Below are 21,485 nucleotides of genomic sequence, written 5' to 3' on the forward strand. Positions count from 1 at the left end.
CTTTGTTGTTGTCTAAGTGCTTTGTACAGTACTCATCCACTGCTCATAAGCTTTTAGTGCTTCTTTTTCGTACCCTAGCTGCATCGATTTCAACATGGTTTGAATGATTATTTTTTCATCTTCTGTTGAGTTTCGATTTAAACGGTCGCCATCGTAAGCTGCCAACTGAAACCAGATTTTTAATGATAAACGATTGCCTGTTGTGATTAGAAGTTCTCGCAATATATCACGACAATTAATCATACCTTCTAATTCTAGTTTCACAAAAAAACTATCCCACACAGGTAGTGTGCGAAGAATCTCTGTACAACTTATTACGCGAATAGCTTCCTTTTCATGAATTTGTCGCGTAAATTCGACATCTTTTTTCGATTTTTCATCTTCTAATATAAACATCGACAGTATTTCTACAAGCTGATGCTTATGTGTGGAAGCAAGAAAAGTACCACCACCATGCCTCGTTTCAATAAGACCTAGTAATTCTAGACTTCGCAATGCCTCTCTGACAGAGGATCGCCCGACACCTAGACGCTCCGATAAGACTCGTTCGGAGGGAAGCTTTTCACCTGCTTGTATTTTTTCCATTTTAATGAGTTGACGTAGTTGTTGGACGATTTCTAAAAACACTTTTTTTTGTTCGGTTTTTTTATCCATACGACTAACTCCCCTTATCAAAAAAGTGGTCTGACCACTTTTTAACGTTGACTCTAGCTTACAGAATAACTGTTAAAAAGTAAAGAAAAAACTGCATAAAATTCAATGCAGTTTCTTAATTCTTGTTTCATTTCATATCTTTTTCGTCGCTTGCGCATGTTTTACTTTAATTTGTGGTTTTCCAAAACGTCTTTCTAGATTCCCTTCTACAACCAGAATTTCATCTTCTACTAACAAATCTTGAACGAATTGAAAAACTTGTGGAAATAATGTAGCAGAAACAGATCCATGCTCATCCTGTAACTGGACAAAGGCCATCTGCTCCCCTTTTTTGGTACGAATTTTTTTTACTTCTTCCATGACACCAATCATTTTCACATACGTACCATCTCGCATTTGCTTTAACTCACGACTTGTACAATTCACATCAGCCCAATATGGTCTTTCTTGCGTAACCGGATGGGCAGAAATGTAAAAGCCTAAACTTTCCTTCTCATGTATCAATTTTTCCTTTTGTGGCATATCATCAACTTGCATATATTTTGGCTTTCCAAAGTTAAATTCTGTAGCAGTTGATATATCAATATCCTCATTTGGCCGTAGTAGTTCAGCGTGTTTTAAGGCAGCATCTATTGTCATGATTAGTACTGCACGGTCCTTTTCTAGATAATCTAGGGCTCCAGCATAAATTAATGATTCTATTACTTTCGGTTTAAAATGCTGTGCACTTAATGCCACAGCTAAATCAAAAAGGTTATATAATGCCTGAGGGTTCGTTTGGCGCAATGTATTGATACTTTCAATAAAAGTATGAGGGACGCCTTTAATCCCTGCTAAACTATAACGGATCCCCTCCTGCTCAACCGTAAAATATTTTGTACTGTCCTTTAATGAAGGTGGATAAAACGGGATACCTTTGTCTTTGGCCTCTTGTACTAGCTGTTGAATTTTATCTACATTTCCCGTTGCATTAGATAATAATGCAGCATAAAAGCTTTGAGGGAAATGTGCCTTTAAATAAGCCATTTGATAAGAAATAATACTATAAGCTACAGCATGACTTTTAGGAAATCCGTAATCAGCAAAGCGGACAATTAATTCATACACCTCTGTCGCCACATGCTGATCATAGCCTTGTTTTAATGCCCCTTGTACAAAGGTAACCTGTTGCTCCTCCAGGACTTGACGATTTTTTTTGCTAACGGCACGGCGAAGTAAATCTGCTTGACCCATTGAAAATCCTGCTAGCACAGAGGCAATCTTGATAATCTGCTCTTGATAGACAATAACACCAAAAGTCTCTTGTAGAATTGGCTCTAACACAGGGTGAGGCATAACCACTAATTCTTTACCGGCTTTTCGTCTAGCATAGACAGGTATAAATTCCATTGGACCCGGACGATAAAGTGCGTTCACAGCCACAATATCTAAAAATTGAGTAGGATGAATGTCTCGTAATGCTTGTTTCATTCCTTCCGATTCTAATTGGAAAATACCTGATGTATCACCACTTTGCAATAATTGAAAAGTTTTTTCATCATGCATAGGAATTCGTTCAAAATCAATCCAAGGTCCACCCGCTTTATAAATGGACCAACGAATTTGCTCTAAAATAGTTAGATTGCGTAAACCTAAAAAATCCATTTTGACAAGCCCGCTCGCCTCTACATCACCCATCGGCCATTGTGTGCAATATATGCCTTCATGTCCATCCTCAATAGGGACTGTATTGACTAAGGAGGAAGGAGCAATAACGATGCCTGCCGCATGGGTAGAGGAATTTCTAGGCAGACCTTCTAATTTTTGCGCTACTTCGAACCAACGCTGATGCTGGTGATCCTCAGAGAGCCACCCCTGTAAATCATATGATTCTTCTAAAGCCTTTTGCAATGTAATCCCCGGTTTATTCGGAATCATTTTTGAAATTTTCTCTAATACCTCTGCACCAAAACCAAATACTCTTGCGACATCTCGAGCCACTGCTTTGGCAGACAATGTACCGAATGTAATGATTTGGGCGACATTGCCTTTACCATATTTTTGTGCAACGTACTGAATCACTTGATGTCGTTTACTATCGACAAAATCAATATCAATATCAGGTAAGGATATCCGTTCAGGGTTTAAAAATCGTTCAAATAATAAACCATAGGCTAGTGGATCTACTTGCGTAATAGCTAGACTATAGGCAACTAGTGACCCAGCGGAGGAACCACGACCTGGTCCAGTTAAAATGCGATTGTCTTTGGCAAAGCGCATAAAATCAGCTACAACTAAAAAATAATCAGCGAAGCCCATTGAACATATTATTTCAAGCTCATATTGTAGTCTTTCTCGGTAACCATACGGAATGTCCAGCTGGTTAAATCGTTCCTCTAATCCAGAAAATGCTTCTTTAACAAGTAAACTCTCAGCTGTTTCACCTACTGGCACAGGAAATTTAGGCATTTGTACAGACATTTCAGGAATGATAGCACGACAGCTAGCAAGCATTTGTCCACAGGTCTCAAGCCATTCTGGTCGATCAGTAAACCAACTTTGCCACTCTTGTGCTGTTGGTGCAAAATAACCCTGTAATTTAGCTGTTAGCATCGTATCTCCAAGCTTGTCTCCCGTATCGATTGCTCTTGCTACTTCGTATGCAAAATGATCTTCAGGTCGTAAAAAATAACAGCTCTGAACAGCTACAAGTGGAATCCTCTGTCCCTCACACCACTCTACAAGCTCATTCTCATTAGCTAGCGCCACCCCTCCAGGTCTGGTAATTCCCATATAAAAGTGATGCTGAAAGAGATGAGCTAAGGCAGATACTACTCCATGCCAATCTTTTAATTCGGCTAAATCATCGGATGAAAGCAATGCCAAGCAGCCTGCTGCATAGCCCTCTAGCCATTTCCAAGGTAGCACTCCGTCTTCCCTAATTGAAGCCGCACTGCTAATTTTCAATAACTGTTGATAGCCCTCCTGAGACTGTGCATACAGTACAAGAGGAAGCGTTGTGTCATGCCATTGCACATTAACAGAAAGCCCCATGACGGCATGTATTTTTGCTTGCTGCATGGCTTTACAAAAAGGCAAAAGCCCGTACAATTTCGTATTTACGATTGCACAGGCCTGCGTCTTTTGTTCTAGTAAAAAAGGAATCAATTGCTCAAGCCGAATTGTGCTTTTCAATAAATCCGCGCTCGTATGCATCTTTGTGTATACATGTGTCAAATGAATCCCTTCCTTTTCTTTTTAATGATACGCTTTACAAATCTCTTGTAATCTTGTGATGACGTTATCTGCTTCTTTCCATGAATAAGCCGTAGCTCCAGAAGCCAGCGGATGTCCACCACCATTAAACTCTTTTGCTAATGTATTAATAATAGGACCCTTCGAACGTAAACGTACACGAATTTGATCTACCTCTTCAATGAATACAACCCACGAGCAAATCCCCTTAACACTACCTAGGCAACCTACTAGCAGTGATGCTTCTGACGGTACAATATCATGTTCTGCTAATAATTCTTTTGTTAGCTTCACATGAGCTGCTCCATATTCATCCATTTTAAAGTTTTGATAAATATAACCTTGTAAATTAAGCAGTTTTTGCTCCATTTCATACATACCATCAAAAATTTGATTTCGATCAAAATCATATGTAATCAGGTCTGCAGCCACTTTAAATGTTTTAGCCGTAGTACTTGGGAATTGGAATCTACCTGTATCTCCTACAATTCCAGCAAATAATAATCGTGCAGCAGTATCAGACATTTGCCAGTTAGCCACTTCCTTACCTTCCTCATACAGTTCGTAAATCATTTCACTGCAAGAACTTGCTGTCGTATCGACCCATAAAAGGTCACCATAGGCATCATCATTAGGGTGATGATCAATTTTAATAATCATTTTCCCCTTAGTATAGCGTGGATCGTCAACACGTTCGGTATTGGCCGTGTCAGTCACAATTACTAAAGCATGGTCATAAACATCATCAGCTACTTGATCAGGCTGTGCCATAAATGTTAAGGAAGTATCATGCTCACCTACAGCAAAAACCTTTTTATCTGGATAATTTGTTAAAATCAATTCTTTTAATCCTTGTTGTGAGCCATAAGCATCTGGATCTGGTCGTACATGACGATGAATAATGATTGTTTCATAGGCAGCAATTGTGTCGATGATTTGTCTTTTCACAATAAATTCCTCCAAAATGATAGTAAGAACCGTTAGCATTTTTCCAGAATTATCGTTACAATAATGTCTAGTTATGCTAGGAGGTTTACTATGCTCAATTTAATATTTGTGTTTGCGATAATTATATCTTTTGTCTTTTATTTTTATTTTAAAACAAAACAGTTCCGTTCATCATTACCAATCGCTAAAAATTGGTATAAAAGTAAGGCGAATATCGGCTTCGGTTCCTTCCTACTGTTTTTCGGATTTAATCAAGCCTATTTATTCCCTAGCTTATATACATTTGTAATTGTAGCAATTCTTGTCGTGCTAGGCATCTTTGTCGTAGTAGAAAATACGAAAAAAGCGCGTCATTATGGTCAATTTGTTGAAGAAGAATTCCGCATTAATCGATAATATGTAACAAAGGGATGACCAAGCAATTGCGCTAGGCCATCCCTTTTAATACTTAACGTTCTAAAAGCTGGAACATCATCATTGCCTTACCAACAAGTATTTGTTGATTATACACTTCAAAATCCATTTTCACAAACTTACGACTCATGTCTAAAATTCGTGGCTTGACTGTAAGTGTACTTTCCATCTGTACCGGTTTAATAAAATAAATGGTCATATTCTCAGCTACTGCATCCCCTCGTTTGCGACGCTTTAATGCAAATGAACCCACTTCAGCAAGTAGAGTGGTGAAAGCACCGTAAGAAATTGCCCCGTATTGATTTGTCATTTGAGGTGTAACTTTAAATTCCACGACCAGCTCATCATCACCAAGTACCTTCATCTCATTTTTCACTAAATCATCTATAGTTTCACCATGCTGTGGCTGCCTTTGAGCTAGCTGCAATGCTTTAAGCACGTCCTGACGACTAATGACACCCTGTAAAATGTTGTCGTCATCTACGATAGGTAACAGATCAATCCCTTCCCAAATCATACGATGCCCAGCTGAAGCAACACTCATTTTCATGGAACCAGCAATTGGATTCTTCGTCATAACCTTTTCAACTAACTCATTTTCTTCTCGACCAATAACGTCTTTTACAGTAATCATTCCGACAAGTTTATTTTGATGAGTGACAACTGGAAATGCACCATGTGTGGTGCGTTCATTTAACTTCTGGAAATGACGGATGGTCTCATCATTTTTTAACGCTGCTGTGTCAGTCATTGGAACATAAATATCTTCAATAAATAAAATATCCTTTTTGATGAGCTGATCATAAATAGCTCGGTTAATCATCGTTGCTACAGTAAACGTATCATAGCTAGTTGAAATTATAGGTAAATCTAATGAATCAGCCAGTTGTTTATTGGCATCTGTTGTATCAAAACCCCCTGTAATTAAAACAGCAGCACCTGCTCGAAGTGCATTTTCATGGGCTTTAAAACGATTCCCTACAATCAATAAGCTACCCGCATCTGTATACCGCATCATATCTTCTAATTGCATTGCCCCTATAACAAATTTCGTTAACGTTTTATGTAGACCTGATTTTCCACCTAAAACTTGACCATCTACGATGTTGACAATTTCTGCAAAAGTTAAACGTTCAATGTTTTCTTTCTTTTTCTTTTCAATACGAATTGTTCCAACACGTTCAATTGAACTTACTAAGCGACGGTTTTCTGCTTCTTTTATAGCACGATATGCAGTCCCTTCACTCACTTGCATTTCTTTCGCAATTTGACGTACTGAAATTTTATCGCCCACAGGTAGTGACTCGATGTATTGTAAAATTTTCTCATGTTTTGTAGACAAAATATCACCTATTTCCTAAGCTTCAATTCTGCTCTTAGTGTACCATATTTTTTATAAAAATATTTAATATAAAGTGATCAAATTGTTTAAAAAACCCTATCATTCCAACTACCAGCGTGGTGTCAATTCATATAGTACAGCATAATCAACGATTAGAAACAGTTTACTTTCTCACCAGCTTTTAAAATTTGAACCTCTGAGTTTTGTACTAAATCAGCAAAAATCTGTGGATCTTGCTCGATAGGTGGGAATGTATTGTAATGAATAGGTACAACTATTTTAGGCTGTAAGAATGAAACTGCGCATGCAGCGTCTTCTGGACCCATTGTAAAATTATCACCAATTGGTAGGAATGCTATATCTATTGGATGTCGCTCCCCAATTAATTTCATATCACTAAATAGAGCTGTGTCACCTGCATGATAAATCGTTAGCCCTTCAACAAATAGTAATATCCCAGCTGGCATTCCCATATAAATAATTTCTTTTGTATCTGTTACATAAGAAGAGCCATGGAAAGCCTGCGTAAACTTTACCTTCCCAAAATCGAATTCCTTAGCCCCTCCAATATGCATTGGGTGTGTTTTAACTCCTTGCCAGGAAATCCAATTGGCTAATTCATTTGGAGCAATGACTAGCGCATCTTTTTTCTTCGCTAGTTCTATGGTGTCTCCAACATGATCATTATGACCATGTGTTAATAAAATAATATCTGGTGCTTCTTTAGCAACCTTTAAATCTGTTTGTCCATTACCGTTAATAAAAGGATCAATTAAAATTGTTTTCCCATTTGTTTGAATTTTGACAATTGAATGTCCATGATAGCTTATTTCCATCTTAATGTCCTCCTCGTTTATAAATGACAACCCCTCCATTTTAATTCGCTACCCATGCGCTTTTTTCCTTTTTTTGATATGCTTGTACAGAGAATAATCGTATCACTCTCTAACAATTTTATACTTTGTTAGATCACAATTATTCAGTGATAAAAAGGAACAGCCCTTTTCTTTAGAAAGTCGAAGGTTCCTCATTAAAATTTTCCATGTACTAAAAAGGAGGACATATTTATGTCAAAGGTTGAAGAAATCCAAAGTTATTTACAGCAAAATCACATTGATGCAGCATTTATCACTACACCTGACAATGTTTTTTACGTTTCAGGTTTTAAAAGTAATCCACATGAGAGATTACTAGGTGTCATGATTTTTAAAGATGCTGAACCTTTTCTAATTTGTCCGCAAATGGAGATTCCAGATGCAAAAGCGGCTGGTTGGTCTTATGAGGTTATTGGTCACCAAGATACTGACAATTCGATGGAAGTGCTTGCACAAGCCATTACATCACGTGAAATTCAACCAACTACGTTTGCCATTGAAAAAGCACAGCTCATTGTGGAACGCTTAGAGGCACTACAGCAATCCTTCCCACAAGCAAATTTTGTACGTTTAGACGAAAAAATTAATGCAATGCGCGTAATTAAGGATGAAAGTGAATTAGACAAATTACGCAAAGCTGCGGAGTTAGCTGATTATGCTATTGAAATCGGTTGCAAGGAAATTGCTGAAGGTAAAACAGAAATGGAAATTTTAACAGCCATTGAAAATGCTATTCAAGATAAAGGCTGTAAAATGTCCTTTGAAACAATGGTACTAAGTGGACCAAAAACAGCCTCTCCTCATGGTCATCCAGGCGCACGTAAAATAGAAAAAGGGGATATGGTGCTATTTGACCTTGGTGTCATTTATGATGGCTATTGCTCTGATATTACGCGTACAGTTGCCTTTGGTGAGCCAAGTGAAGCACAAAAAGAAATATATCACGCTGTGTTAGCGGCCAACCAAAATGCTGTTTCAGCTGTGAAGCCTGGTGTTCGTGCCATGGACTTAGATAAAATTGCACGCGATACGATTACAGAAGCAGGTTTCGGAGAGTATTTCACACATCGTCTTGGACATGGTCTCGGCATCTCTGTACATGAATTCCCATCCGTTACAGGAACAAATGATATGACAATGGAAGAAGGCATGGTCTTTACGATTGAGCCTGGTATTTATAAATCAGATGTAACAGGTGTACGTATTGAGGATGATGTTGTTGTAACAAAAGATGGTGTGGAAGTACTAACAAAATTCCCGAAAGATTTAATCATTCTATAATATAAAAAAGGAAGCATCGAATTTGTCTTCCTACAGACTGTAGACAAACACAAAATTTTTGAGAGCTTGCCTATAAAAGCGTCGTTGATCTTTACTTGGGAAATGTTTGTAAGAAAAATAACAAAATCCTTCGAGAGTGAATTTCTCGAAGGATTTTTCATTTTTACAGGAAATTATTGAATAAGCTCATCCACATTGACATATGGAATTCCTTGTGAATCTGCTACAGCTTTATATACTAGTTGTCCATCTAATGTATTCACACCTTTTTTTAGTGCAGCATTGTCTAGGCAAGCTTGTTTATAGCCTTTATTTGCAATTTGAAGTGCGTAAGGAATTGTATTATTTGTTAAAGCAATTGTTGATGTACGTGGTACAGCTCCCGGCATATTCGCAACTGCATAATGGACAACGCCGTGTTTTACGTAAGTTGGATCATCATGTGTTGTGACACGATCTGAAGAAGCAAAAATACCACCTTGGTCAATAGCGATATCCACTACTACAGAGCCAGCTTGCATTGATTGAATCATTTCTTCAGACACAAGCTTCGGTGCTTTTGCGCCTGGAATTAACACGGCACCAATTACTAAATCGGAAGTTTTCACAGATTCTGCAATATTATAAGGATTAGAAATCAAAGTTTGAACATCACGGCCAAACATATCTTCTAATTGGCGTAAACGCTCAGGACTTAAATCGATAACTGTTACGTCTGCTCCCATGCCAACAGCGATTTTCGCAGCGTTCGTTCCCGCGATACCACCACCGATGACTGTCACTTTACCGCGTTGTACACCTGATACACCGCCAAGTAAAATCCCTTTACCAGCATGATTTCTCTCTAAGAACTGTGCACCAATTTGTGTAGCCATTTTACCTGCTACTTCACTCATTGGTGTTAATAACGGTAGTGAACCATTTGCTAATTGAACGGTTTCGTAGGCAATCCCTACAACTTTTTTATTTAAAAGTGCCTGAGTCAATTCAACTTCTGGCGCTAAGTGTAAGTAAGTGAATAGGATTTGACCTTCATAAAAGTAATTATACTCAGAAGCTACAGGCTCTTTCACCTTCATAATCATCTCTTGTGACCAAGCTTCCTTAGCAGTATTCACAATATGAGCACCAGCTGCAATATAATCAGCATCCGTAAAGCTTGATCCTAAGCCTGCTCCAGTTTCAATGTACACCTCATGGCCTGCATGTGTTAAAGTAACAACTCCTGCTGGTGTCATCGCTACACGATTTTCATTGTTTTTAATTTCCTTTGGAATACCAATTTTCATAGTTCCCTATCCCCTTCCATTACGAAAAAAATCAGCATCATTTATGTAATTAAAAATAGATGCACCCCTTGCAATTCCATATTACCAAACAAATAAAAAAAAAGCTTTAATTAAAGTAAATACAAATAAAATTTCTAACATTTCCAAAATACAAAATATTTAAACGGTAATTCCAGCTAATAAATTACTATATTTAAAAAATAAAAAGGAAGCTTATAGCAATAGGAACTAGCCATTCCGAAAGCCAAAAATACGTTTGCACGCTGCAAATAGTGGGAATGAAGTAATTATATTTTCTTCATGAAATGCCTTCACTTTTTCATAATTTTTCTTCCGGAAAGTATTTCCTTTAGAAAATCATTTGGTATAATCAACATATACAAATCAGGGAGGTTTTTCAAATGGCTAATCATTATAAAAGCATTGTGGTTGCAGTAGACGGTTCTAAGGAAGCTGAATACGCCTTTCGTAAATCAATTGACGTGGCGAAGCGTAATGAAGGTTCGGTATTAAATTTAGTAAATGTTATTGATACACGTTCATTCGCTGCAATCGAAGCATACGACCGTTCTATTGCAGAACGTGCACAAGCATTCTCTGAAGAACTATTAAATGGTTACAAAAAGCAAGCTGAAGATGAAGGTATCGCAAACGTTAACCTAATCATCGAATATGGTTCTCCAAAAAATATTATTACTAAAGAGCTTTCTAAAATCGTAGACGCAGATCTAATCATTTGTGGTGCCACAGGTCTAAATGCAGTAGAACGTTTCCTAATTGGTTCAGTATCTGAAGCAATTGTACGTTCAGCTAATTGTGACGTTCTTGTAATCCGCACACCTGAAAACTAATCAGCAATACATAAAAAGGTATCCTACAGTAGGATACCTTTTTGAATTCTATGAGCAATTACTTGCCTTCTTTCCACATTTTCACTTTTTCAAAGAATAAGGCAAGTGCTTGTTTATTTTGCATATTTGGTACCTTTGCTAAAAGCACTTCTTTAGGTGATTGACATTCCTTCGATTGCTTTTGCAAAATGACAATGCTCTTTTCTAATGATTTATTAGCAAACATGGAATCAGGTAGCTGAATAATTGCTTGAATCCAAGCGTGCTTTTGAATGTACTTGTGAAGTTGCTTAGACTGCTCTGAATCAAACAGATGTGATGGCGCAAGGAAAAATAAGTAGCCACCTTCCTTTGTATAATTCATAGATTGCTCCATAAATAAATGGTGGGCATAGCTCATTCCCTCTGACGAGCACAATTCATACTCAAGGGCAATTTCTTCATTTGGATAATAACCAACAGGTAAATCACAAACAACTGCATCAACTGGATTTGCTAGTAAATCTTGCAAGGCATCCTGTCGATATAAAGAAATTGGCTGCTCTGTTAAATCAGCTGTAGCTGCCGCTAAACGTATAAGTAGCTCATCTACTTCTACACCTGTAGCCTCGACTTTTCCATCTAATAAATTCATAACTGTTAGCAATAAATTTCCCGTACCTACTGCTGGATCCATAATCGATATTTTTTCTTGCTCAAGACGTTCAGCAAAGATTTGCTCAACAAAATAGCCCACTAATAACCCTAACGTATCAGGTGTCATTTGATGGTTTGGTTGAGAGCTTTTACGCATTCCTTTTAGAATGGCAATTTGTATAGCCTTGCGAATATCCTCTTTCGTTGCATCTTTTTGTGAGAAATCAACCTCGCCATCAAGCCATGCCTCTAGCCCATCTAGCAACCCCTCTAACAAAGTTGTATTGTGCTCTTTTTCGATTTTTTCAGCATGCTCATTTAACATACCAAATAATTTCTCGATATTTTCCATAGATAACTTCCTTTCAAGCAGAAAAGAGCCGTGACAAACACTCGTCACAGCCCCTTTGTCTAGTATTATCTTAGCCTAAAAGCAGGCCATTATGCTAGTGCTTTGACAGCTGCAATAGCCGCTTCATAGTTTGGATGATCTGTTGCCTCAGGTACATACTCAACATATGTTACTTTATTGTTTTCATCCACAACAAACACAGCACGTGTCAGAAGACGTAATTCTTGAATATACACGCCATAAGCCTCACCAAATGAAAGGTCGCGGTGATCAGAAACCGTTTGAACCGCATCAATACCTGCTGCCCCACACCAACGTTTTTGAGCGAATGGAAGATCTACAGATACTGTGTAAATCACTACATTATCACCTAAGTTAGCTGCTTCTTCATTGAAACGACGTGTTTGAGCATCACATACACCAGTATCTAATGATGGTACAACACTAAATAAACGAATTTTCCCCTCTGAATCTTTTAATGTTACAGGTGAAAGGTCATTCGCTAATACTGTAAAAGCTGGTGCTAAATCGCCCACCTTTACTTCATTACCTACTAGTGTCACTGGACCATTTTTAAATGTTACTTGTGCCATATAAACGCCTCCTAATCATCATATGTACATAATATTACTAAATGAAGGGAATTAATTGCAACTAAGATAGCTTACTTTATTCAAAGTGTTAGCTAGCAATAGAAAAGACTGTCTCATCGTTTGAGACAGTCTCTTGTTTATTGTTCATTTTTTTCTTCTAGTTTTTCTAGCTCAGGTTTTCCCTCTTGTTCAATAGAAGCTATCTTTTCATCTTTTTTCTCTATAGAAAGTGGCACTAAATTCTTTTCAATATAGACTTTCTCATGCACCACTGTTGTATCGGCGAAATAGTCATGCAGCCCTTGATTGTCTGGTAAAATAACTACCAAAATATAAAGAGGCATCACAATATTATTAATAATACGCCCAATCCATTCACGGAATAATACATCTGACCAAGTAAGGTTACCATGCTTTAATGAAATGACACGTAATCCAAATACCATCTTCCCTAGCGTTTGACCAAAGAATTTTGTCATAAGGACAAAATAACTATAATAAAGAACCGCTGAAATAATGGAGATTGGAGCATACCAAACTGATTCTGATAAGGACCAATCCATTAAATAAAAGATAGGATTAAAGAGTATTCCAACTACAGCAGACACAATAAACCCATCCAATAAAAATGCCCACAATCGAATCCAAAAGCCTGCTGTTTTTAATGTGTAGTTTTTTTGCCTTGCTAAATCTTCCGTGCCATTGTTAAAAAAGTTATTTTCCATTGAGGGTGAACCTTGCATAACAACTTCATTGTTTGTCATTGAACTCCCTCCTTAGTATTCCCCGTATAAATACATCATTTTAGGTGCATTGTAATCTGTCATAATTTTCATTAGCATTTTTTCCTCTGCTGAAGGACCGAACATGGAGCCAATTTTCATCCCAACATATGATTGCCATCCGCCCATATCATAAGCATATTCAAATAATACAGCATCTTCTAGTCCAAAATCGGCGCGTAAGGCTGCAATGGCAGCTTCTTCGTCGCCAATTTCATCGACTAAACCAGCTTCAAGTGCTTTTGTACCACCAAGAATACGGCCATCCGCCACTTTCTTCACATCGGCTTCTGACATATTACGTCCTTGTTCAACGATATCCACAAATTCTTCATATGTTTCATTGATCATATCCTGCATCATTGCACGTTCCTCTGGTGTCACATCACGCATTGGACTTAGCATATCCTTATGCTCACCAGATTTAAACGTTTCGAATTTGACACCGACTTTTTCAGCCAATGCTTGATAATTAATAGATTGCATGATAACACCAATTGAGCCTGTTATTGTATCACGATGTGCAAATATTTTGTCTGCTGGAGCTGAAATATAATAACCACCAGATGCTGCCATTGAATCCATTGATACATAAATTGGAATTTGTCTTTCTTCTTTAATTTTTAACAGCTTTTTATAAATTTCAGCAGATTCTTTTACCCCTCCACCAGGAGAGTTAACACTTAAAACAATTCCTTCAATCGTATCATCGTACAAAATACTATCCAATTGTTCTAGGAAAAATTGATGATCATATGCAACAGGCTGCCATAGTGAACTTGAGCCAATATCTTGGATCGTGCCATCCACCTTTAAATAGGCAATCCTTTTATCAAAATTATCCCCTTCGATTACATTTTCATATACATCTAAGTTATTTCCTGCCATTAAACTATCAAAATTACCTAGGAAATCTGCTTTAAATAGCGCAAAAATGGTATTAATCCCCAATGAAAACAGTAAAAGAACACCTGCTACTATTAATGCAACCCACCTTTTAACATTCATCTCTTTCCGCCTCCTTATGACGTAATACGTATGACTTGCTCATTAGTTTCATTTTTTTGCAATAATATGCAATTAGTTTTATTCTATTTATTTCCTCATAATACCTTACCTAAAATTACAAAAAAAATCAAAGTTCATTTCTTTGATGAACTCTGATTTTCGACATTATTTCCTAGGAAATGATTATTGTATACATTTTTTTATTTCTTGTTGCCTTAATTCGACACGTCTAATTTTACCAGATGCAGTTTTGGGTAACTCTGTAACAAATTCAATAGCACGTGGATATTTATAAGGTGCTGTTAATGATTTCACATGATTTTGAAGGGTTTGAATAAGCCCTTGATCACCATTAACACCATACTGCAGGATAATAAATGCTTTAACGATGTTCCCGCGAACTCTATCAGGGCTTGCAATGACAGCAACCTCTTTCACAGTCGGATGCTTCATCAACGCATCCTCCACTTCAAAGGGTCCAATTGTGTAACCTGAGGAAATAATGACATCATCCCCGCGTCCTTCAAACCAAAAGTAGCCGTCCGCATCTTTATAAGCTCGATCCCCTGTTATATACCAATCACCACGAAATTGTAAATTTGTACGTTCTGGATCATTTAAATATCTTTTAAAGAGTGCAGGTGTTTCTCGATGAACGGCAATATCACCTACTTCTCCTATAGCTACTGGCTCACCAAAATCGTCTATAATTTCAACGGTGTTGCCAGGGGTAGGCTTCCCCATCGAACCAACTCTTGCCTCCATACCTACCATAGTCCCTACCAGTAAGGTATTTTCTGTTTGACCATAACCATCTCGCACCTGTAGATGAAAAGTATCCGCGAATTTTTTTATAACTTCACTGTTCAAGGGCTCACCTGCTGAAACAGCTTGTCGAATTGAACTGATATCATACTCCTGTAAATTGTCAAGTGCTGCCATAAAACGATATTCAGTCGGTGTACAACATAAGATATTCATTTTAAATTTTTCAAGCAATGTTAAATAGGTTGCCGCATCAAACTTTCCTTTATAGACAAAAGCAGTGGCACCACTGCCTAAAATGGCGAGAAACGGGCTCCAAATCCATTTTTGCCATCCTGGTGCTGCGGTTGCCCATACAATATCATTTTCTTGTACTCCTAGCCAATGAGGAGCTGTTGTCCGTAAATGTGCATAGCCCCAGCTATGCGTATGCACTGCAGCTTTCGGATTTCCTGTTGTGCCACTTGTATAAGCTAAAAATGCATGGTCTGTACTTTTTGTTGGTGTAGAACTTATGTAAGTTGTTGGTTGCTTTCGCATTATATCTAACAATGGCTGCCATGGCTCATGAGCATTTCCAATAACAAATAGCTGCACCTCTTGTAAATTTTCTACTTGATCAAATTGCTGAATGTAAGGCTCAAAGGCCACAATTGCTTTAGCATCGGCATGATGAATACGATACTCAATATCTTTTGTTCTTAGCATTTCAGAGCTTGGAATGATTGTTAAACCCGCTTTTAATGCAGCAATATAGACAATGTATGCTTCTACTGAGCGTGGTACCATCACTAAAATGACATCACCTTTAGTTAATCCATTTTTTGTAAAGACATGTGCCGCCTGATTCGCTCTTTCAAGTAAATGTGCGTAGGTGATAAATTGTACATCAGAATGCTCTTCATAAATTATCAATGCATTTTTAGTTGAATCCTTAGCATATTTTTCAAATTCATCAGTTATGTTATACCATTCTGGTGCTACTAATTCTTGTCTTTTCATGGCAAATGCCCCCTTTTGATAAGACACATTATACTCCTTTCTTAGAATTTTCAATGGTTTACACTTGATTTGAGTAAAGTCATGACAACTATCATACTTACCTATATGGCATCAGTCACGTTTTGTTGATAGGAAAACTTGCTATTGAATACATATGAAAAGTATGGTACATTTTGGTCAACTAAAAGCAAGATTGCAGGGGGACTCATAAAGAGTTGAGAAGGTAAAACCTGACCCTTTGAACCTGTTAGTTAATACTGACGTAGGGAGCAATGAACATCTTTTTTTCAGATGAAAGGCTCTTTTTCGTGCATTTTTACACAAAAGAGCCTTTTTTGCGTGCTTACGTCCACCCATGAAGGAGGACTAAAATGATTTTTCAAACGATTCGTCAACAACAACCGCTTATACACTGTATAACTAATTATGTTGTGGCTAATTTCCAAGCAAATGGCTTATTGGCATTAGGTGCCTCTCCTGTCATGGCTGATGACAGCCATGAGGTAGAAGAAATGGTCGCCATTGCAGAAGCTCTTTTAATCAATATTGGTACACTGAATGATCGAACAAAGGAAGCGATGCTGTTAGCAGGAAAAAAGGCAAATACCCTTAGTATTCCTGTTATATTAGATCCAGTTGGCGCAGGTGCCACAGTTTATCGCAAGGAAACCGTACACCTATTACTTACAGACATACAATTTGCGGTCATACGCTGTAACAAGGGAGAACTTGCGGCATTAGTGAATGTGGAATGGCAACAAAAAGGTGTTGATAGTGGTGATGGATTTATTGACATAGAAACAGAAGCAACATTATTGGCTCAACGCTACAACTGTATAGTCATTGTTACAGGCGAACATGATTTTATGACAGACGGTGTGCAGAGCCAATGGATAACTGGTGGAAATTCACAAATGACAGAAGTCACTGGTACAGGCTGTTTACTTAGTGCTATATGTGGAGCCGCCTACTGTTCAGGAGAAGATCCATACAGTCAATTAGTGGAAACCCTCACTTACTACAAAAAAGCAGCTGAGCTAGCATCAGCCTTTACAGAGGATATCGGGGATATTCAAATTGCTTTGCTAAATGCCCTTCATCGTCTTTCAAAGGAGGGTGAGGCTTCATGCATATTGTAACGACAATTGCAGGCTCAGATAGTGGTGGTGGCGCTGGTATTCAGGCTGATTTAAAAACATTCCAGGAATTAGGGGTTTTCGGTACCTCAGTTATTACAGCTTTAACTGCTCAAAACACACGAGGTGTAACAGGGGTTTTCCCAATTGAAGTTGATTTTGTTGAAAAACAATTTCATGCATTACTAGAAGATTTTTCGATTGCTGCGATTAAAACGGGGATGCTTTATTCCTCGGATATTATTCAGACAATCGCACACATTTTACAGGATTTAAAAATCCCACTAATTGTTGATCCAGTTATGATTGCAAAAGGTGGAGAAAACTTATTGCAGCAAGAGGCTATTGAAGCCATGCGCATTTCTTTACTACCACTTGCTACAATTGTGACACCAAATATACCAGAAGCAGAGGCACTTACTGGAAGAAAAATAAATCAATTCTCTGATATGGAGAAGGTCGCTCAATGCTTTTTCCAACTAGGTGTTCACTGTGTCATCATTAAAGGTGGGCATCTCCCCAATTCGTTATATGCGATTGATTATGTATTTATAAAAAATGACAAATATTTTTCCATGCAGTCTCCTCGTATTCCAACGAAAAACACACATGGTACAGGTTGTACATTTTCAGCAGCTCTCACTGCTTTTATTGCTCAAGGTTTGACAATTGAAAAAGCTGTTATTGAAGCTAAAAAATTTATACAATTAGCTATTATGCATGATTTAGCCATTGGTAATGGTCATGGCCCTACAAATCATTTTGCTTATCGGCTGCATAATGGTGCCTGCGAGGTGAAGTTAGTTGAAACGTGAGGATTTACAGCTTTATTTTATTATGGGTACAAGCAATGTTTCCCATCAAGAGCCGTTAGTTGTTCTCGAAAAAGCGCTGAGGGCTGGCATAACCATGTTTCAATTACGTGAAAAAGGTCCTTACGCATTAACAGGACTAGCTTATGAGCAATTTGCCCGCCAGTGTCAACAATTATGTCAACATTACCATGTGCCGTTTATTGTTAACGATGACGTGGATCTAGCAGTACGACTTGGTGCTGATGGTGTCCATATTGGACAAGATGATGAACAGATTGCCATTGCACGGAAAAAAATGGCGAACCGGATTCTTGGCGTTTCCGTACATTCGCAGGAGGAACTACAAATAGCTATTGATCATCATGCTGATTATGTAGGTATCGGCCCTATTTTTGCCACAACATCTAAAAGTGATGCACAGCCACCATGTGGCACCAATTTTTTACAGAAGGCTTCCAAATTACAGCCTAACTTACCTATCGTGGCTATAGGTGGTATAAATGGGATAAATGCTGATATTGTTTTTCAAGCTGGTGCTGATGGAGTTGCTGTTATCTCTGCTCTCTGTGAAAGTGAGGATATTGAACAAACAGTATCCATATTTAAGTCTTTAAATCGCATAAAAAGATGATCTTTAAACAAACTAAAACCAGTGCCTTTTACGGTCACTGGTTTTAAGTTTATAAATGCTTATTTAGCATTTATTGGTTGTTGTTTGGCATACCCTTTAATTGAGATTCTGCCATTTGTACAAGACGTTTAGTGATTTCACCACCAACGGAACCGTTAGCACGAGCTGAAGCGTCAGCCCCTAATTGAACACCAAATTCTTGTGCAATTTCGTATTTCATTTGATCAAGTGCTTGTTGTACACCAGGTACTGCAAGCTGGTTTGAACTGCGGTTGTTGTTTGAAGCCATGTTTCTCACCTCCTTGTGAATATAGAATGTGCGTTATTAGATTTTTAATACAAAAAAAATAAAGGTAAATTGTACCTCTATTGGCATCTGCCGAACTATACAAAAAAAACCGTCTCAAATAGGCTATTTGAGACGGTTTTTGAACTTTTGATTTATAAAAGATCAGCAAACTTATCTTGCTGTTGCTCTTCTTCTTTCTTAGGGAAAATATAGACCTCACGATTTTTGACAGCACGTGCTATAAGTTCATCAAAATCAGAAAAGCTTTCGTAATGCTCAACCTTTTCGAGCTTAGGCTTTGTTTTAGGACTAGCAGGCGTAAAGATTGTACAGCAGTCCTCGAAAGGCTGAATAGATGTTTCATAGGTGCCAATTTGTTCAGCTAACTCAATGATTTCTAATTTATCTGATGAAATTAATGGTCGTAAAATAGGCGTATTCGTTACTGCATTTATAGCCGTTAAGCTTTCAAGTGTTTGACTCGCTACTTGTCCAAGGCTTTCTCCCGTGACAATCGCAAGAGCTCCGATTTCCTCACGTACTTGATCAGCAACCTTTAACATCATACGACGAGTTGTTGTCATTGATACATTAGATGGTACTTTCTCTTTAATCAATACTTGTATTTCAGTAAAAGGAATAACGTGCAAACGAATATTAGCACCAAATTTCGTTAACTCATTTGCAAGCACTTTTACTTTTTCTAATGAATTTTGGCTTGTATAGGGTGGACTAAAAAAGTGAATAGCTTCTAAACGGACTCCGCGTTTCATCATTAAATAACCTGCAACAGGACTATCAATACCACCTGAAAGCATTAACAATGACTTCCCATTTGATCCTACAGGCATTCCTCCTGCACCTGGAATGACTTGCGCCATCATATAGGTTGCATCATGACGGACTTCTACACGTAACTCGATATCTGGTTGCTTCACTTTCACCGATAAATTGTTAAATTGAGGTAAAACATATCCACCAATTTCCCGCTGAATCGCATGTGATTCTAATGGGAAGGTTTTATCAGTACGTTTCACTTCCACTTTAAACGTATATGGCTGGTCTTTAAATGTTTCCATTATCGTAATCGCAAGTTTTTTCATACTTTCCATATCTTTTTCACACGCTGCAACAGGGCTAAATGATTGGATACCAAAAATTTTAGGCAAACCTGTTACAAGTGTTTGCATTTGTGCGTCATTCTCTATTGCAATAAACATTCGATCACGTTCGGTACGAATATGAAGATGTCCTAAATCTGCAAAAGCATGACGGATATTCTCACGTAAACGGCGGATAAAATCCATCTTATTGCGACCTTTTGTAGAAAGTTCACCATATCGAATTAAAATTTCTTTCCAAATCATTACTTTATTTCTCCTTTAAGCTCTAGCATTACTTCTGCTAATACTTGTTTAAACTTTTTAATATCTTCGGCTGTGTTATGTGCACCAAAACTAATACGGATGACACCTTTTTTATAATGCTCATCTAGATGCAATGCTTCGACAACATGACTTGTTTTAGTTTGCTTCGAAGAACAAGCACTGGATGTTGATACAATCACACCTCGTTTTTGCATCGCATTAATGATGACTTCTCCTTTTAAATCGCGAACACTGAAAGATATAATATGTGACGCTCCCTGTGGAGTCGACAAAATATGAATAGCCTCTCCATATTCGTTTAGCTGTGCAAGAATTTCATCATGCCATTGACGGTATTTTTTTGCATGGTCATGCATGGTTTCAACCGCAATACGAGCTGCCTTAGATAAAGCCACAGCTTGTGGAACAGCTACAGTCCCACTACGCAATCCAAATTCTTGGCCACCTCCAAGTGCATAGGGCTGCCATCTTATCGCTTTACGAAATGCTAATACGCCAGAGCCTTTAAAGCCATGAATTTTATGGCCAGAGATCGAAATACAATCCGGTCCCTCTTCACCCTTAAAGGATACAGCTAATTTCCCGAAGCTTTGTACAGCATCCACATGTAAGGCTGCACGACTCATTTCATGGATTAATTTAGCTGCTTCATCAATCGGTTGGATAGCACCCATCTCATTGTTTACATGCATCATACTTACTAAAATTGTATCTTTACGTATTTTTGCACGAAGTTCATCCAATGAAATAATACCACGATGATCAACCTTTAAATATTCCACTTCAAAGCCCTCTTTTGCGAGCTGTTTCACAGTCTCTAAAACAGAAGGATGCTCAATTTCAGTTGTTAAAATATGCTTTCCTATATGTGTATTGCTACGCGCTATTCCAAAAATAGCCGCATTATTCGATTCCGTACCACCTGAAGTAAATAGCACATTTTTTGCTTCTGTTTGCAAAATATCTGCTACTTGCTCACGTGCCCGCATTAATAAATCATTTGCTTCAACACCCATAGCATGGATGGATGCAGGATTGGCATAATACTGCTCATTTACAACCATAAACGCCTGAAGAACTTCTTTTAATGGTTTAGTTGTGGCACTATTATCTAAATAAATTGTATCATTCATTATTTTTCACACACTTTCAAAACGTTGATGTAACGGTATTTATCATAACGCAATCTTTAGCGATTGA

General features: G+C 37.8%; 20 protein-coding genes and 1 riboswitch. Of the genes, 6 read left to right on the forward strand and 14 right to left on the reverse strand.

Annotated features, from left to right (window positions below; translation table 11 throughout):
* Window positions 1-12: 12 nt before the first annotated feature.
* From AC3CH7_RS13105 to AC3CH7_RS13115, 3 genes are all read right to left on the reverse strand, one after another.
* A complete protein-coding gene (locus AC3CH7_RS13105; protein ID WP_012295626.1) occupies window positions 13-654 on the reverse strand; it encodes a FadR/GntR family transcriptional regulator in 642 nt (213 codons plus the stop codon).
* Window positions 655-786: 132 nt separating this feature from the next.
* The gene (gene dnaE / locus AC3CH7_RS13110; RefSeq protein ID WP_036164479.1) at window positions 787-3,870 is read right to left on the reverse strand and encodes a DNA polymerase III subunit alpha; all 3,084 of its coding nucleotides are present in this window, start codon (window positions 3,868-3,870) and stop codon (window positions 787-789) included.
* A gap of 21 nt (window positions 3,871-3,891) precedes the next feature.
* Window positions 3,892-4,836, reverse strand: coding sequence for a DHH family phosphoesterase (locus AC3CH7_RS13115; protein ID WP_031418623.1), 945 nt, complete (start codon window positions 4,834-4,836; stop codon window positions 3,892-3,894).
* 90 nt (window positions 4,837-4,926) lie between these two features.
* On the opposite strand from AC3CH7_RS13115, the gene AC3CH7_RS13120 reads away from it, so the two are divergent.
* Window positions 4,927-5,232, forward strand: a complete 306-nt coding sequence (locus AC3CH7_RS13120) for a YtpI family protein (RefSeq protein ID WP_031418622.1) — start codon at window positions 4,927-4,929, stop codon at window positions 5,230-5,232.
* 52 nt (window positions 5,233-5,284) lie between these two features.
* Here AC3CH7_RS13120 and AC3CH7_RS13125 read toward each other — a convergent pair whose 3' ends face one another.
* Window positions 5,285-6,592, reverse strand: coding sequence for a DRTGG domain-containing protein (locus tag AC3CH7_RS13125; protein WP_031418621.1), 1,308 nt, complete (start codon window positions 6,590-6,592; stop codon window positions 5,285-5,287).
* A gap of 152 nt (window positions 6,593-6,744) precedes the next feature.
* Window positions 6,745-7,428: a metal-dependent hydrolase gene (locus AC3CH7_RS13130; RefSeq protein WP_488381772.1), complete on the reverse strand. Its 684-nt coding sequence runs from the start codon at window positions 7,426-7,428 to the stop codon at window positions 6,745-6,747.
* Between the two features lie 231 nt (window positions 7,429-7,659).
* Between AC3CH7_RS13130 and AC3CH7_RS13135 the strand changes: the two genes are divergently transcribed.
* A complete protein-coding gene (locus AC3CH7_RS13135) occupies window positions 7,660-8,748 on the forward strand; it encodes a M24 family metallopeptidase (RefSeq protein WP_012295632.1) in 1,089 nt (362 codons plus the stop codon).
* 173 nt (window positions 8,749-8,921) lie between these two features.
* On the opposite strand, the gene ald is transcribed toward AC3CH7_RS13135, so the two are convergent.
* Window positions 8,922-10,037, reverse strand: coding sequence for an alanine dehydrogenase (gene ald, locus AC3CH7_RS13140; RefSeq protein WP_031418618.1), 1,116 nt, complete (start codon window positions 10,035-10,037; stop codon window positions 8,922-8,924).
* A gap of 401 nt (window positions 10,038-10,438) precedes the next feature.
* Between ald and AC3CH7_RS13145 the strand changes: the two genes are divergently transcribed.
* Window positions 10,439-10,888, forward strand: a complete 450-nt coding sequence (locus tag AC3CH7_RS13145; RefSeq protein ID WP_008176818.1) for a universal stress protein — start codon at window positions 10,439-10,441, stop codon at window positions 10,886-10,888.
* A 58-nt stretch (window positions 10,889-10,946) separates the two neighbouring features.
* On the opposite strand, the gene AC3CH7_RS13150 is transcribed toward AC3CH7_RS13145, so the two are convergent.
* The 5 genes from AC3CH7_RS13150 to mbcS form a co-directional block, all read right to left on the reverse strand.
* Window positions 10,947-11,876 (reverse strand): class I SAM-dependent methyltransferase, encoded by a 930-nt coding sequence (locus AC3CH7_RS13150; RefSeq protein WP_012295634.1) that lies wholly within the window; start codon window positions 11,874-11,876, stop codon window positions 10,947-10,949.
* 89 nt (window positions 11,877-11,965) lie between these two features.
* Window positions 11,966-12,469 (reverse strand): thiol peroxidase, encoded by a 504-nt coding sequence (gene tpx, locus AC3CH7_RS13155; protein ID WP_012295635.1) that lies wholly within the window; start codon window positions 12,467-12,469, stop codon window positions 11,966-11,968.
* 137 nt (window positions 12,470-12,606) lie between these two features.
* A complete protein-coding gene (locus AC3CH7_RS13160; protein ID WP_012295636.1) occupies window positions 12,607-13,233 on the reverse strand; it encodes an RDD family protein in 627 nt (208 codons plus the stop codon).
* A gap of 12 nt (window positions 13,234-13,245) precedes the next feature.
* Entirely contained in the window at window positions 13,246-14,259 is a 1,014-nt protein-coding gene (gene sppA, locus AC3CH7_RS13165) for a signal peptide peptidase SppA (RefSeq protein WP_012295637.1), read from the reverse strand.
* Between the two features lie 183 nt (window positions 14,260-14,442).
* Window positions 14,443-16,026, reverse strand: a complete 1,584-nt coding sequence (gene mbcS, locus AC3CH7_RS13170; protein ID WP_036164489.1) for an acyl-CoA synthetase MbcS — start codon at window positions 16,024-16,026, stop codon at window positions 14,443-14,445.
* A 187-nt stretch (window positions 16,027-16,213) separates the two neighbouring features.
* Window positions 16,214-16,312, forward strand: a riboswitch (TPP riboswitch).
* A gap of 85 nt (window positions 16,313-16,397) precedes the next feature.
* Between mbcS and thiM the strand changes: the two genes are divergently transcribed.
* From thiM to thiE, 3 genes are read left to right on the forward strand one after another with little or no spacing between them, the layout of a single operon-like run.
* Complete coding sequence (gene thiM, locus AC3CH7_RS13175; RefSeq protein WP_031418614.1) at window positions 16,398-17,165, forward strand: hydroxyethylthiazole kinase; 768 nt, start codon at window positions 16,398-16,400, stop codon at window positions 17,163-17,165.
* Entirely contained in the window at window positions 17,153-17,977 is an 825-nt protein-coding gene (gene thiD, locus AC3CH7_RS13180) for a bifunctional hydroxymethylpyrimidine kinase/phosphomethylpyrimidine kinase (protein ID WP_488381773.1), read from the forward strand. Before thiM ends, thiD begins: the two co-directional genes overlap by 13 nt.
* On the forward strand, window positions 17,967-18,608 hold the full coding sequence (gene thiE, locus AC3CH7_RS13185; protein ID WP_036164492.1) for a thiamine phosphate synthase: 642 nt from the start codon (window positions 17,967-17,969) through the stop codon (window positions 18,606-18,608). Before thiD ends, thiE begins: the two co-directional genes overlap by 11 nt.
* A gap of 70 nt (window positions 18,609-18,678) precedes the next feature.
* On the opposite strand, the gene AC3CH7_RS13190 is transcribed toward thiE, so the two are convergent.
* From AC3CH7_RS13190 to AC3CH7_RS13200, 3 genes are all read right to left on the reverse strand, one after another.
* Complete coding sequence (locus AC3CH7_RS13190) at window positions 18,679-18,897, reverse strand: alpha/beta-type small acid-soluble spore protein (protein WP_012295642.1); 219 nt, start codon at window positions 18,895-18,897, stop codon at window positions 18,679-18,681.
* Between the two features lie 152 nt (window positions 18,898-19,049).
* Window positions 19,050-20,264 (reverse strand): tRNA uracil 4-sulfurtransferase ThiI, encoded by a 1,215-nt coding sequence (thiI, locus tag AC3CH7_RS13195; protein ID WP_036164493.1) that lies wholly within the window; start codon window positions 20,262-20,264, stop codon window positions 19,050-19,052.
* Window positions 20,264-21,418: a cysteine desulfurase family protein gene (locus AC3CH7_RS13200; protein WP_036164495.1), complete on the reverse strand. Its 1,155-nt coding sequence runs from the start codon at window positions 21,416-21,418 to the stop codon at window positions 20,264-20,266. The genes thiI and AC3CH7_RS13200 overlap by 1 nt, the downstream gene beginning before the upstream one ends.
* Window positions 21,419-21,485: the final 67 nt, after the last annotated feature.

The organism is Lysinibacillus sp. F12 (genome assembly GCF_057773605.1).